Source organism: Streptomyces sp. NPDC026589 (assembly GCF_040638385.1).
In the GTDB taxonomy this organism is placed as follows: domain Bacteria; phylum Actinomycetota; class Actinomycetes; order Streptomycetales; family Streptomycetaceae; genus Streptomyces.
Window position 1 is genome coordinate 100,230 of the sequence record NZ_JBEZYG010000026.1, and the last position, 13,211, is coordinate 113,440.

Genomic DNA, 13,211 nt, shown 5'->3' on the forward strand with positions numbered 1-13,211 from the left:
CACGGTGCGCTCCCGCGTCCGGCGGGCTGAACCGCCACCGCGGGCCTACGGTGTTTCGCGCGCCTCGTCCAGCTCCGCGAGGGCCAGCAGCTGTTCGGGCGTGACGCCTTCGGGGATCGGCACGGGCGCCGGTGTGCGCAGGGGCGGCTGCCAGCCCTTCTCCGGGTCCCAGCTGCGGACGACGCGGGCGGGGGCCCCCGCGACCACCGCGTGGTCGGGGACCTCGCCCCGGACGACCGCGCCCGCGGCGACCACGACGTTCCGGCCGAGCCGGGCGCCGGGCAGGATCACCGCGCCGGTGCCGATCCAGCAGCCGGGCCCGATCGCCACCGGTTCCATCCGTGGCCACTGCTTGCCCACGGGCTCGTGGGGGTCGTCGTAGCTGTGGTTGGTCGAGGTGATGTAGACGTACGGGCCGCAGTACGTGTCCGGGCCGATCGTCACCGTCGTGTCCGCGATCACATGGCTGCCGCGCCCCAGCACCACGCCGTCGCCCAGCGTGAGGACGGTGTCGGGGCCGAGGTCCAGGTCCGGCATCATCCCGGCCGTGAGCGTGACCTGCTCGCCGATGACGCAGTGCGCGCCGAGCTCGATCCACGGCTCCCCGAACACGGTCCCCTGCGGGAAGGCGAGCCGGGTCCCCGTGCCGATCGCGCGGAACAGCAGCCGCCCGGGGTGCTCGGCGGTGACCGCGCCCGCCCGCTGTGCCCAGGCCCAGCCGAGGTGGACCGCGCGGGAGGCGGCGCGGCGCGGCCCGCGGGCGAGGAAGGAGAACGCGTTCCGGTTCTTCGGCACGCGCTCACGGTAGTCGGCGGCGCGGTGGGCGACCCGTGCGATGACCTGTGATGTTCGCCCCACCGGGCGGCGTGCGCGGGAAGCTGTCCCCTACCGTGTGAGACGGCCCGGTCCGGCGGATCCGACGATTCGGCGGGAAGGCCCGGAAGCACCACACCGGCGCGAAGGAGCAGGCGATGGCGGAGCAGGCGTTGATCACGGGCATGGGCGGCAAGGAGCCGGACATCGATGTGGACGCGTTCGTGGCCCCGACCTCCGTGGTGATCGGCGAGGTGACGCTCGCCCCGGGCTCCAGCGTCTGGTACCAGGCCGTGCTGCGCGCCGACTGCGGTCCCATCACGCTCGGCCCCGACAGCAACATCCAGGACAACTGCAGCGTGCACACCGACCCCGGGTTCCCGCTCACCGTGGGCGCGCGGGTCTCGGTCGGTCACAACGCGGTGCTGCACGGCTGTGTGATCGAGGACGACGTGCTGGTGGGAATGGGCGCCACGGTGCTCAACGGCGCGCACATCGGGGCGGGTTCGCTGGTCGCGGCGCAGGCCCTTGTGCCGCAGGGGATGCGGGTGCCGCCGGGCTCGCTCGTCGCGGGGGTGCCCGCGAAGGTGAAGCGGCCACTGACCGTCGAGGAGCTGGAGGGCATCCGCTTCAACGCGGCCGGGTACGTGGAGCTGGCGAAGGCGCACCGCGAGGCGCACGGGGGCTGATGCCCGGACCTGGCCACAGCGCACCGGGCCGCCGCCCCTCCCGTTCGGGGAGGGGCGGCGGCCCGGATGCGTACGGCGGATCCTCAGCCGTGGGAACGTCTCAGCTGTTGGGGCGCAGGGTCCACACGACGGTCATCTCGCCGGTGACCGCGCCGTCGGCGCGCCGGATCTCGATGGCGACGGGGAATTCCGGCCGCTGTCCCGCGTCCAGCTCGGCGACGACGTCGGCTATGGGGCGGCCGAGGGTCGCGGTCGCCGTGACCTCGCCCTTGGCGAGTTTCCTGTAGCCGATCTCGGCCTTCACGGCGAGCGGCACGGCGCGCGACATCTGGTCGCCGAAGGCCGCGATGACGATCGCGCCGCTGGCGGACTCGGCGAGCGTGAACATCGCTCCGGCGTGGGGTCCGCCGAGGTGGTTGTGGTATTCCGCCTGGTCGGGCAGCCGGACGACGGCGCGCTCCGGCGTCGTCTCCAGGAAGTCGAGGTTGAGGGTGCGGGCCATCGGGACCGTCGCGACGAGCATCTCGCCCACGGTCATCTGTTCAGCGCTCATGCCCGAAGGTTACTCACCAGTAGCACCGTTTGGCCATCCCCTTGTGACGGCTCTGGGACAGGGCGGCCGTAGAAGTGGCCTGGCGAGCCCTCTATGGTTACTGGCCATGTGGCCAGGAACGCAGCCGCCCGGGGGCGAGCAGAACCCGCAGGACCAGAACCAGAACCCGTACCAGCAGCCGGGGTACCAGCAGCCGAATCCCTATCAGCAACCGGGATATCCGCCGCAGGGTCAGCCGGGGCAGCCCACGGAGCCGGGCTACGGATACCCGCAGGGCCCGCCCGCCGGGCAGCCCGGGTACCAGCAGCCCCATCCCTACCAGCAGCCGACGGTGCCGCAGTACGCCGTCCCGGGCCCGCCCGGCGGGCCGAAGCCCGGCGACGACAAGAAGAAGACGACGATCGTGGCGATCGTCGCGGCGACGGCCGTCGTCGTCGCGGCGGGCGTCACCGGTTTCCTCGTCCTCGGCAAGGACGACGACGGCAAGACCGTCGCCGACGACAAGAAGTCCGCGTCGCCGAGCGCCAAGCCCGGCGAGACGGAAACCGGCTCCGCGCCGCCCGCCGAGAACCCGCGGGGCTCCGACAGCGACCCCAAGCCGGTCGTTCCGGGCTGGAAGGTCGTCACCAACCCCAAGTGGGGCACGCAGTTCGACGTTCCCGGTGACTGGGAGGTCGCGAGCGCGGGAATGTTCTCCGGCTTCGAGGACGCCAAGGAGCCCACCGGCAAGCCGGTCGCCGGCTTCTCCGCACCCGCCTACTACAAGAGCAAGTGGTGCGTCGACGACTCCGACGGGGACGGCAGCCAGGAGGACACCGGGCTGGCCGGCGTCGGGACGAAGGGCGCCCAGGGCGCCAAGAGCACCGACGAGGCCGCGAGGATCGAGGCCGCCAACTGGGTGTGGGCGGCCTACGCCCAGCTGGACCCCAAGACCAAGGTCAAGACCAGCAAACCCAAGGCGTACACCACCGAGTCGGGTCTCTCCGGCAGCGTCGTCCAGGGCACCGCGCTGGGCCTCGCCAACAAGGAGAAGTGCGACAGCGACGGGAAGTCGATCGCCTTCTCCTTCAAGAACTCCAAGGGCGACTACTCGACCTGGGTCCTCTACGCCGCCGCCGGCGTCAAGGACGAGCTTCCGGACACCACCATCCAGAAGATCCTGAGCACGGTCCGCCTCTCCGGCCAGCCCACCGGCTGACCCGCACCCGCCCCGTCCCCTCCCGCCCCCGAACCGCCCGACGGAGCCTCAGCCGACGCTGAAGGCTCCGTCGGGCGGTTCGGGCGAGGCGACCGCTTCCGCATCCGGAACCGGGCGGGCCCCGCCGATGAACCGGGTCAGCGCGGGGCCGTGGGTGACCCGTGCGGGAAAGGCGTCGGCGGCGCAGGCGCGGACGAGCGGGGCCACGTCGAGGGGTGCGTACGAGGCGAGCAGGACGACGTTGCCGAAGCGCCGCCCGCGCAGTACGGCCGGTTCCCCGATCAGCGCGACTTCCGGGAAGACCGCGGCGAAGTTCGCCAGCTGGGAGCGGAGGAAGGCGAACGGCGCACTGTCGGCCAGGTTGGCGGCGTAGATCCCGTCCCCGTGCAGCGCCCGGCCCACGGCCCGCGCGTACTCGACGGACGTGAGGTGCGCGGGAACACGGGAGCCGCCGAAGACGTCCGCGATCAGGAGGTCGGCGGAGGCGGGGACAGCCGCCTCCAGCCGCTCGCGGGCGTCGGCCGCGTGCAGGGAGATGCCGCTGCCCTCGGGCAGCGGCAGATGCTCCCGGACCAGCCGCAGCAGCTCGCGGTCCGCGTCGACGACGTCCTGGCGCGATCCGGGGCGGGTCGCCGCCACGTAGCGCGGCAGGGTCAGCGCCCCGCCGCCCAGGTGCAGGACGTCCAGGGGCTCGCCCGGCCCGGCCGCACCGTCCACGACGTGGGCGAGCCGGCGCACGTACTCGAACTCCAGGTGGGACGGGTCGTCGAGGTCGACGTAGGACTGGGGGGCGTCGTCGACCGTGAGCAGCCACGCCCGGTCGCGGTCCACGTCGGGCAGCAGCCGGGCGGTGCCGCAGTCGACCTCGCGGATGACGGGTATCGGCTCGTTCACGCCTCCATTGTCGCCTCTCGCGCCCCCGCTGCCCGCCGCCCCCGGGGGGCGGGGGGTGACGGGCAGCGGTGGTGCTCAGAGCAGCGCGGTGACCGTGCCCGCGCCGACCGTGCGGCCGCCCTCGCGGATCGCGAAGCCGAGACCGGACTCCAGTGGCACGTCACGGCCCAGCTCCACGGTCATCGTGACCGTGTCGCCGGGGCGCGCGAGGGCCGGCTCGCCGAGGTCGACATCGCCGACGACGTCCGCCGTACGGATGTAGAACTGCGGCCGGTAGCCGGTGGTCACCGGGGTCGACCGGCCGCCCTCCTTCGTCGACAGGACGTACACCTGGGCGGTGAACCGGCGGCTCGGCACCACGCTGCCGGGCGCGGCCACCACATGGCCGCGGCGGACCCGGTCGCGCTCCACCCCGCGCAGCAGCAGCGCGACGTTGTCCCCGGCCTCGGCGGACTCCATCGGTTTGCCGAAGGTCTCCAGACCGGTGACGACCGTCTCGACGTCCGCGCCGAGCACCGCGACCCGGTCACCGACGCGGACGGTGCCGCGCTCGACGGCGCCGGTGACGACGGTGCCCCGGCCGGTGATGGTCAGGACGTTCTCGACGGACAGCAGGAACGGCGCGTCGGTGTAGCGCACCGGAATCGGTACGTACGTGTCGACGGCGTCCAGCAGCCCCTCGATCGCCGCCGTCCACCGTGGGTCGCCCTCCAGCGCCCTGAGCCCGGAGACCCGGACCACGGGGACGGTGTCGCCCCCGTACCCGTGCGCGGAGAGCAGTTCGCGGACCTCCAGCTCGACCAGGTCGGTCAGCTCGGGGTCGCTCGCGTCGGCCTTGTTGAGGGCGACGACGATGTGGTCGACGCCCACTTGACGGGCCAGCAGGACGTGCTCGGCGGTCTGCGGCATGATCCCGTCGAGCGCGGAGACGACGAGGATCGCCCCGTCGAGCTGCGCCGCTCCGGTCACCATGTTCTTGATGTAGTCGGCGTGTCCGGGCATGTCGACGTGCGCGTAGTGGCGGGTGTCGGTTTCGTACTCGACGTGCGCGATGTTGATGGTGATGCCGCGCTGGGCCTCCTCGGGGGCCCGGTCGATCCGGTCGAAGGACACGTAGGAGGTGGAGCTGCCGCCGCGCTCGCTGAGGACCTTGGTGATGGCGGCGGTGAGGGTGGTCTTGCCGTGGTCGACGTGGCCCATGGTGCCGATGTTGAGGTGCGGCTTGGTGCGTACGTATGCCGTCTTGGACATGGCTCGTTCCTTGAAGAACTCGAAGCTGAGAAGAGAAGACCCCAGGGCCCCGCCGACCCTCCCCTTACGGGGTCCGCCGGACTGTCGGAGGAGGGTCAGCTTCGGGCGCCGCCGATGGGCGCTGCGGCAGCGGTGCACGCTGCCGCTGCCGCTTCCGCGGAGAACGCCGCCGCGAGGGCCGCGTCGTTCGCGGCAGCCTTCGGCGCGTCCGCGACTGCGGACGGCGCTGCGGGGAAGGCGTACCGGAACATGCCCCCGATCATGGCCGGGCGGGGCGGCCGCGTCGAATGGTTTTCCCGGCCTTCGCGCGGCATTCCCTCCGCCTCAGAGGTTCTTGAGCGCCTCGCGCGCGGAGAGCGGCGACAGGCGGGTTCCGGCTCCCTGGACGAAGTCGCGTACGGCGGTGGGGTCGGTCCTGGCGTACTCCCGCAGGGCCCAGCCGATCGCCTTGCGGAGGAAGAAGTCGGGGTGGTCCGCGCGGCGCAGGCAGTAGCCGAAGAGCCGGTCGGTGTCGGTGGCTTCCCGGTAGCGCAGCTGGTGCAGGAGGGCGGTCCTGGCCGCCCAGAGGCTGGGGTCGTCGATCCACCGGTCCATCTCCCGGGCGAGTGCCGGATCGGCGGCGACCAGGGGTCCCGCGACATGCGCGGCCAGCGCGTCGACCGTGTCCCACCAGGGGACGGTGGTCACGAGGTGGTGCAGGACGGGCAGGAAGCCCGAGGTGCAGCGGCCCACGTACCGGCGAAGGTAGTCGGCGGCGAAGTACTGGTACTCCCGCTCGGGCAGCCGCCAGCAGCGCAGCGCGATCGCCGTGCAGTCCGCCTCGTCCGGCCGCCCGGCGCCCGCCAGCACGGTCCGCGACAGGGCCCGGCGCTCGGGGGCGGGGATCCCGAGGAAGGGGGCGACGTGCTTCATGTACGCGGCGGCTCCCTCGCCCCGTACGGGGTCGGCGGCCGGGGCGTAGACGGCGACGAGCCGCTCCAGGACGGTGTCGGCGAGGGTGCTGTCCGGCGGGTCGTGGGCGTCGGCGTCGGGGTTCACGCGAGGCACATTACGGCGATCACACAGCGTTTTCGGTTACTCTCCCCGAATGTTCGACCCCGTCCCCTCCGCCCGGCCCGCCACCGGTCCCGCCCTGCGCCTCTCCCGGGCGCTGCTGTCGCCGTGGTCCCGGTTCTCCCTGCTCGTGGTCGTCCTGCTGGGGGCCGCTTCGACGATGCTGCTGTTCGAACCACAGCGGCTGCTGGCGTCGGGCTGGCCGCCCCAGCTGACTGGGGGCACGGCCGCGATGCTCTTCGGGCTGGCGTACGGGGCGCTGACGGTCGCCTTCGTGCCGCGCCCGCTGCTCAACATCGCCGCGGGCGCGTTGTTCGGCGCGCAGGCGGGTCTCGCGGCGGCGTTGGCGGGCACGGTGCTGGGCGCGGGCGTGTCGTTCATGCTGGGCCGGGTGCTGGGCCAGGACGCGCTGCGGACCCTGTTGCGCGGGAGGCTGCTGACCGCCGCGGACGGGGTGCTGAGCCGGCACGGCTTCCGGTCCGTCCTGGCGCTGCGGCTCTTCCCCGGGATCCCGTTCGCCGCCGCCAACTACTGCGCGGCGACCTCCCGGATGAGCGCCCCGCCGTTCCTCCTGGCCACCGGGCTGGGGTCGATCCCGAACACGGCGGCGTACGTGATAGCCGGCAGCGAGGCCGCGTCGCCGACCTCGCCGGTCTTCCTGGCCGCCATGGCCTTCATCGTGCTGTCCGCCCTCGGTGGGGCGCTGGTCGCCTGGCGCAAGCGCCACCGGCTCGGCCGCGACACGCCGGAGGACTGAACGTACGGCGGCACGTGGACGACCGGTGCAGTAGGCCTGATGTTTACCTTCGGGCGATACGCTGCCCGCGACCTCGATGTGCTTGTTGCCCTTGACCGCACTCCGTACTCCGCACGCAGCCCGGGCCCAGTCGTCCGTGGCCGATGCACGATCACCTCCGGGATGGCCAAAGCCCCATGAGCTGGTTCGAATCATTCGTCCTGGGACTCGTTCAGGGACTGACCGAGTTCCTGCCGATCTCCTCCAGCGCCCATCTGCGGCTGACCGCCGCGTTCGCCGGCTGGCACGACCCGGGGGCCGCCTTCACCGCCATCAGCCAGATCGGCACGGAGGCGGCGGTGCTCATCTACTTCCGCAAGGACATCGCACGCATCCTGTCGGCGTGGTTCCGCTCGCTGACGGACCGTTCGATGCGCGGTGACCACGACGCCCAGATGGGCTGGCTGGTCATCGTCGGCTCGATCCCCATCGGCGTACTGGGCATCACGCTCAAGGACCAGATCGAGGGGCCGTTCCGCGATCTCCGGCTGATCGCGACGACGCTGATCGGCATGGGCATCGTGCTGGGCATCGCCGACCGGCTTGCCGCGCGCGACGAGTCGGGCGGCAAGCACCGGGTGGTGAAGGAGCGCAAGACGCTCAAGGAGTTGGGGGTCAGGGACGGTCTGATCTTCGGGTTCTGCCAGGCGATGGCGCTGGTCCCCGGGGTCTCCCGGTCGGGCGCGACGATCAGCGGTGGTCTGCTGATGGGCTACACCCGCGAGTCGGCCGCCCGCTACTCGTTCCTGCTGGCGATCCCCGCGGTGCTCGCCTCGGGCGCCTACGAGCTCAAGGACGTGGGCGAGGGGCATATCTCCTGGGGCCCGACGATCTTCGCGACGCTGGTGGCGTTCTTCGTCGGATACGCCGTCATCGCGTGGTTCATGAAATTCATCACCACGAAGAGCTTCATGCCGTTCGTGATCTACCGAATCCTGCTCGGAATCCTGCTGTTCGTGCTGGTGGGAGCAGGTGTCCTGAGCCCGCACGCGGGCGAATCCGGCGGCTGAACCATCGCTCGCCAACACTGCCCTTCCAGTGGCCTGACCAACCAGCCCGCCGGCGCACCCGACACGCCAGTCCGCCACCGCGCGCACGCCCGCGTCGAGGACCGCATGCGCTGCGGCAAAACCACCGGCTTGGGCCGCTTCCCCTCCCGACACTTCCACGCCAATCGAGCGTGGCTGGAGCTATCCCTGACCGCCCTCGGCCTGCTCGCCCGGACTCGCCTCCTGCTGGAGGGCGAACTCGCAGCCGCCGAGCCGAAGAAGCTCCGCCACCGGCTGCTGAACGCAGCTGCCCGCATCACCCGCGGCGGACGCCGCACGTACCTGCGGATCGCCGCGATCTGGCCGTGGCGGTCCGCGCTGACCAGCGCATTCGCTCGCCTAGGGCGTGCCACGGCCGGCCACCTGAACCTCGGCACCGTCCCTGCACACCCACGACCCGAGGAACCCGGGTCGGTCGTCGGGTCAGGATCCGGAGGACTCGTCGTACCGGTGGAAGCCGTGGCCCGTCTTGCGGCCCAGTCTGCCCTCCCGGACCATCCGGGTGAGCAAAGGGGGCAGCTCGGGGACCAGGTCGTCGGAGTTCTCCGCCATCGAGCGGGCCACGTCGGTGATCGTGTCGATCCCGATCAGGTCGAGCAGCGCGAGCGGACCCATGGGATGTCCGCAGCCCAGCACCATTCCCCGGTCGATGTCGTCAGCGTCGGCGATGCCCTGGTCGTACATCCTGACCGCCGCCATCAGATACGGCACGAGCAGGGCGTTGACCACGAACCCGCTTCGGTCCGCGGTGCGGATCACCTCCTTGCCGAGGGTGTCCCTGGCGAAGGACTCGGCCGACGCGGCGCACTGTGGTGAGGTGCGGTCCGTCACCACCACCTCGACCAGGGGCATCAGCGGTACGGGATTGAAGAAGTGCATTCCCACCACGGACCCGGCTCTACCGGTGGCCTCCGCCAGATCGCCGACCAGCAGGCTGGAGGTCGTCGAGGACAGGACGGCCGCAGGGTCGGCCAGCACCCCGTCCACCGCCTTGAACACCCGTCGTTTCACATCGAGTCTCTCGGCCACGGCCTCCACGACGAACTGCCGGTCCGCGAGGTTCTCGACATCGGCGGTGACCCGCAACCGGGCCATGGCCGCCGCCTGTTCCGGCAGCGTCATCCGGCCCTTGGCCACCGCGCGGGCGAACGCGGCCGTCAGCCGTCCGACCGCGTCCTCGATCCGGTGCGGAGCGGAGACCAGGACCGTCACCTCCACCCCGGCGCGCAGGCTCACCTCGGCAATGCCGGCGCCCATCGTCCCGCAACCGATCACGCCCAGTCGTTCCACCGTCGTCCTCATCGAGTCCCGCCCTCGGTCACGGTCCAGCGCAGCAGGGCGGCACCGGCCGCCATACCCGCGCCGAAGCCCGCCAGGAGCACCAGATCGCCGTCCCGTAGCAGGCCGGAACGGTTGGCCGCGTCAAGTGCGACCGGCACCGACGCGGAACCGATGTTGCCGCTGTGACGCAACGGCAGATGGGCGTCTGCCCGCTCCAGACCACTGACCTCGGCCAGTTCCGCCACCAGCCGGCCATTGGCCTGGTGCGGCACGAAATGCTGCACGTCGGCCGGTTCGTAGCCGGAGCGCTTGAGCAACCCGGCGATGAGGCCGGGGACGTTGTCCAGGACGAAGTCGCGCACCCCCCGGCCTTGCATGCTCAGCAGGTGGCCACCGTCCGCGACCGTCTCGACGGAGGCGGGACGGCGGCTGCCCCCGGCCGGCATGCTGATCAGCTCGTGGGCGTCGGCCCGGCTCACCAACTCGACCTTGAGCAGGCCGCGTTCCGGATCGCCGGGCGCATGCGGGACGGAGCCGATGACCGCGGCCCCGGCTCCGTCCCCGAACAGAACACTGGTTGCCCGGTCGTCGAAGTCGATGAACCGGGTCCACACGTCGGTGCCGATGACCAGGACCTTCGTCGTCGGGTCCAGCGCCACGTACGCCCGGGCGATGGACAGCGCGGTGACGAACCCGGTGCAGGCGATGTTGACGTCGAAACAGGCAGCCCGGTGGGCGCCAAGCGCCAGTTGCACCAGTGACGCGGTGGAGGGGATCGGGGCGTCACCGGTCGTCGTGGCGACGATGATGAAGTCGACGCCGTCCGCGTCCAGTCCGGCCTGGTCCAAGGCGGCGCGCGCGGCGTGGACAGCCAGGTCGGACGCTGCCTCGTCCGGTGCCGCGTACCGCCGTTCGACGATGGCGGTTCTGCCGGCGATCCACTCGGCGGAGGCACCGGGTACCCGGGCCTCGATCTCCTCGTTGGTCACCACCCGTTCGGGCAGGTAGGCGCCGGTCCCCAGCACGGATGTGACGTACCCCTGTTCCCTTTCCATGGTCACGCCGCCGGCCCGCTGTCGTGCGCGTACGCGCGCATCAGGGTCAGTCGGTCCTCGCCGATCCGGGCGCGCCGCTCGGGGTCGGTCACACCCAGGCCCGGACGGTCGGCCAGGCAAAGCACGCCCACCTTGCCTATGTGCTGGTTGAGCTGCACCAGCCGGGTCGCCTCGCCGGCCTCCTCCAGCGGGAACAGCGAGGTCAGTGCGGGCACCAGCGACCCCTGGTCGAACAGTCGTGCGGTGTCGACCTGTTCCTGGAGGTTCGCCACGTGGCTGCCGATGATGCGCTTGAGACGCATCCACAGATAGCGGTTGTCGAACCGGTGCTCGTAGCCGGTGCTCGAACCGCAGGTCACCACGGTGCCTCCGCGCCGCGCGAGGAACACCGAGGTACCGAAGGTGGATTTGCCCACGTGGTCGAAGACGATGTGCGGATCCTCGCCCACGCCGTCACGGATGAGCCGGCCCAGCCGTTTCCCCTGCGCCACCGCGACCGCCGGCTCGTCGTCGGCGTCACCGCCGAAGTCGTACTCCTCACGGTTGATCACCAGGTCACAGCCGAGGGCGCGCGCCACTCGCACCTTCTCCTCGGAGCCGACGACTCCGACAGCGATGCCGCCGCCGTTCTTCACCAGCTGAACGGCGTAGGCTCCCAGTCCGCCGGACGCGCCCCAGATCAAGACCACGTCCCCCTGCTTCATCCGTGCGCCGCGGTCGCTGACCAGCATCCGGTACGCGGTTCCGGCACAGGCCGGGACCGAGGCGGCCTCCTCCCAGGTCAGGTGTGCCGGCTTCGGGATCAACTGGCTGGCCCGGGCGATGGTGTAGTGGGCGAGGCCGCCGTAGTTGGTCTCGAAGCCCCAGGCGAGCTGGTTCTCGCTGAGCATCCCGTCGGCCTGGACGGACGCCTCCTGGTCCTCGACACAGGCCGCGTTGACCAGCGCGTGGTCACCGACCCGCCAGCGCCGCACGCCGGAACCGGTGCGGACGATCACTCCGGCGGCGTCCGAGCCGAGGACATGGAAGGGCTGGTCGTGCCGCTTCGCCCAGCCGCCCTGGCGCCCGTAGGCCTGGAGGAAGCCGAAGGTCGACAACGGTTCGAAGGTCGCGGACCAGACCGTGTTGTAGTTGATGGAGCTGGCCATGACGGCTATCAGCACCTCGTCGGGCGCGAGTTCCGGCATCGGCACCGTGCCCACGTGGAGGGTCTTGCGCACGTCGCGGTCGCCTTCGACCCCCTCGAAGATCTTCTCGTCCTCGATCCGCAGGTGCGCGGCGAGGAACTCCGCCGGCACTTCCGCGGCGGCCAGTTCCTGCGGGCCGGCACCGGCACTTACTGCATCGGAGAGTGACATCATCGGGCTCCTCGTCAAGCCATGTGGGGCTGGTGAAACGATCGGTTTTTCTGTGTCGGGCTCGGCCCTCACCCCGCGTACAGGTCCCATCTGCCGCCGTCTACGGGGGTCGAGGGGCGGCGCGCCGGTCCGGCGTCGGCTTGGTCATCGGACCGCGCCGGTTACGTGCAGTAGGGCTCGGGCCGCCAGGCGGTAGCCGAACGCGCCGAGGCCTACCACGACGCCGGAGGCCAACGGAGCGATGATCGATTCGTGCCGGAACTGCTCCCGCGCCCACACGTTGCTCAGGTGCACCTCGATCCACGGGTGCTCGTAGCTCGCGAGCGCGTCCCGCAGGCTCCAGCCGGCGATCATCAGGGCGCCAGGGTTGACCACGGCGCCGACGCTGTCGGGCCCGTGCTCGTGGACAGCGCTCACCAGATCGCCCTCCGACTCCCGCTGGAGGGACAGGACCTTCCAGCCCTGCCCGCTCACCTCGTCTGCGACCGCCTGCTCGATGTCGGCCAGGGTGTCGGTGCCGTAGATCTCGGGCTCGCGGCGGCCCAGGATGCCGAGGTTGGGACCGTTCAGTAGGAGCATCGTGCTCATGTGTCACCTCGTCGTTCAAAGGTCCGAACCGCATCCGGTCCGGGGGGCCCATCGGGGGCGGCTGTCAGGGTGTCCATCCCGAGCATGGTTCCGGCGGTCTCCTCGACGTGGGCCATGCGTACCGCAGGATGGGCGGCGCCATCAGGGACGTCACGATGGCAACCAGAGCGACGATCGTGTACGTCTCGGTGTTCAGGACGCCGAGACGGAGGCCTGTCATGGCCACGATCGCCTCGACGACGGCCCGCGAGTTCATGCCGGCGCCGAGGGCCAGCGCCTCCCACCGGTTGAGCCTGCTGAGCCGGGCGCCGATGAACGCGCCGCCGAACTTGCCGGCGACGGCCACGGCAAGCACCGCGGCGGCCGCGCCCAGGGCGGTCGGCCGGGCCAGAGCGGTGAGGTCCATGCGCAGGTCGGCGGTGGCTGAAGAAGATCGGTGCAAGGACGGCGAGGACCATGGTCCGCGGAGGTTCCAGCTTCGCCGGGTCCACCACGCCGCTGGCGACGGCTGCGGGGACTGTGGGAATGGCGCTCTCGGAGCGGTCGGCCCACCGCAGTACGGTCCGTACCAGCGGGCGGCCGATCGCCGCCGCGAAGAAGGACGCATCGGCGCTAGCGGGCACGAACGCCCTC

The 13,211-nt window shown here is 71.4% G+C and carries 15 protein-coding genes and 1 pseudogene; 5 read left to right on the plus strand and 11 right to left on the minus strand.

Annotated features, from left to right (window positions below):
• Positions 1-45 precede the first annotated feature (45 nt).
• Positions 46-795, minus strand: coding sequence for an acyltransferase (locus tag AB0F29_RS33755; protein WP_361880346.1), 750 nt, complete (start codon positions 793-795; stop codon positions 46-48).
• Positions 796-971: 176 nt separating this feature from the next.
• On the opposite strand from AB0F29_RS33755, the gene AB0F29_RS33760 reads away from it, so the two are divergent.
• Positions 972-1,502, plus strand: a complete 531-nt coding sequence (locus tag AB0F29_RS33760; protein WP_018957855.1) for a gamma carbonic anhydrase family protein — start codon at positions 972-974, stop codon at positions 1,500-1,502.
• Between the two features lie 100 nt (positions 1,503-1,602).
• On the opposite strand, the gene AB0F29_RS33765 is transcribed toward AB0F29_RS33760, so the two are convergent.
• Positions 1,603-2,040, minus strand: a complete 438-nt coding sequence (locus AB0F29_RS33765) for a DUF4442 domain-containing protein (protein ID WP_361880439.1) — start codon at positions 2,038-2,040, stop codon at positions 1,603-1,605.
• A gap of 121 nt (positions 2,041-2,161) precedes the next feature.
• Here AB0F29_RS33765 and AB0F29_RS33770 point away from each other — a divergent pair, with 121 nt between their 5' ends.
• Complete coding sequence (locus tag AB0F29_RS33770; protein WP_361880349.1) at positions 2,162-3,253, plus strand: hypothetical protein; 1,092 nt, start codon at positions 2,162-2,164, stop codon at positions 3,251-3,253.
• A gap of 48 nt (positions 3,254-3,301) precedes the next feature.
• On the opposite strand, the gene AB0F29_RS33775 is transcribed toward AB0F29_RS33770, so the two are convergent.
• From AB0F29_RS33775 to AB0F29_RS33790, 4 genes are all read right to left on the minus strand, one after another.
• Positions 3,302-4,147, minus strand: a complete 846-nt coding sequence (locus tag AB0F29_RS33775) for a fused MFS/spermidine synthase (protein WP_361880352.1) — start codon at positions 4,145-4,147, stop codon at positions 3,302-3,304.
• A 75-nt stretch (positions 4,148-4,222) separates the two neighbouring features.
• A complete protein-coding gene (gene tuf / locus AB0F29_RS33780; protein ID WP_361880355.1) occupies positions 4,223-5,398 on the minus strand; it encodes an elongation factor Tu in 1,176 nt (391 codons plus the stop codon).
• A 95-nt stretch (positions 5,399-5,493) separates the two neighbouring features.
• The gene (locus AB0F29_RS33785) at positions 5,494-5,649 is read right to left on the minus strand and encodes a hypothetical protein (RefSeq protein ID WP_361880358.1); all 156 of its coding nucleotides are present in this window, start codon (positions 5,647-5,649) and stop codon (positions 5,494-5,496) included.
• Between the two features lie 73 nt (positions 5,650-5,722).
• Positions 5,723-6,436 (minus strand): DNA alkylation repair protein, encoded by a 714-nt coding sequence (locus tag AB0F29_RS33790; protein WP_361880361.1) that lies wholly within the window; start codon positions 6,434-6,436, stop codon positions 5,723-5,725.
• A gap of 49 nt (positions 6,437-6,485) precedes the next feature.
• Here AB0F29_RS33790 and AB0F29_RS33795 point away from each other — a divergent pair, with 49 nt between their 5' ends.
• The 3 genes and pseudogenes from AB0F29_RS33795 to AB0F29_RS33805 form a co-directional block, all read left to right on the plus strand.
• A complete protein-coding gene (locus AB0F29_RS33795) occupies positions 6,486-7,208 on the plus strand; it encodes a VTT domain-containing protein (RefSeq protein WP_361880364.1) in 723 nt (240 codons plus the stop codon).
• Between the two features lie 176 nt (positions 7,209-7,384).
• The gene (locus AB0F29_RS33800) at positions 7,385-8,257 is read left to right on the plus strand and encodes an undecaprenyl-diphosphate phosphatase (protein WP_361880368.1); all 873 of its coding nucleotides are present in this window, start codon (positions 7,385-7,387) and stop codon (positions 8,255-8,257) included.
• Positions 8,232-8,635, plus strand: a pseudogene (locus AB0F29_RS33805) (transposase); the annotation flags it as partial. The gene AB0F29_RS33800 and the pseudogene AB0F29_RS33805, both read left to right, overlap by 26 nt.
• Before the next feature lie 84 nt (positions 8,636-8,719).
• Here AB0F29_RS33805 and AB0F29_RS33810 read toward each other — a convergent pair.
• The 5 genes from AB0F29_RS33810 to AB0F29_RS33830 all read right to left on the minus strand — a co-directional run bounded on the left by AB0F29_RS33810 (position 8,720) and on the right by AB0F29_RS33830 (position 13,020).
• The gene (locus AB0F29_RS33810; protein WP_361880371.1) at positions 8,720-9,598 is read right to left on the minus strand and encodes a 3-hydroxybutyryl-CoA dehydrogenase; all 879 of its coding nucleotides are present in this window, start codon (positions 9,596-9,598) and stop codon (positions 8,720-8,722) included.
• Positions 9,595-10,632 (minus strand): ketoacyl-ACP synthase III, encoded by a 1,038-nt coding sequence (locus AB0F29_RS33815; RefSeq protein ID WP_361880374.1) that lies wholly within the window; start codon positions 10,630-10,632, stop codon positions 9,595-9,597. The genes AB0F29_RS33810 and AB0F29_RS33815 overlap by 4 nt, the downstream gene beginning before the upstream one ends.
• A gap of 2 nt (positions 10,633-10,634) precedes the next feature.
• Complete coding sequence (gene ccrA / locus AB0F29_RS33820; protein ID WP_361880377.1) at positions 10,635-11,993, minus strand: crotonyl-CoA carboxylase/reductase; 1,359 nt, start codon at positions 11,991-11,993, stop codon at positions 10,635-10,637.
• Positions 11,994-12,134: 141 nt separating this feature from the next.
• A complete protein-coding gene (locus AB0F29_RS33825) occupies positions 12,135-12,578 on the minus strand; it encodes a type II 3-dehydroquinate dehydratase (protein WP_361880380.1) in 444 nt (147 codons plus the stop codon).
• Positions 12,579-12,642: 64 nt separating this feature from the next.
• Positions 12,643-13,020 carry a cation:proton antiporter gene (locus AB0F29_RS33830; protein WP_361880383.1) on the minus strand — a complete coding sequence of 126 codons (378 nt, stop codon included), beginning with the start codon at positions 13,018-13,020 and terminating at the stop codon, positions 12,643-12,645.
• Positions 13,021-13,211: the final 191 nt, after the last annotated feature.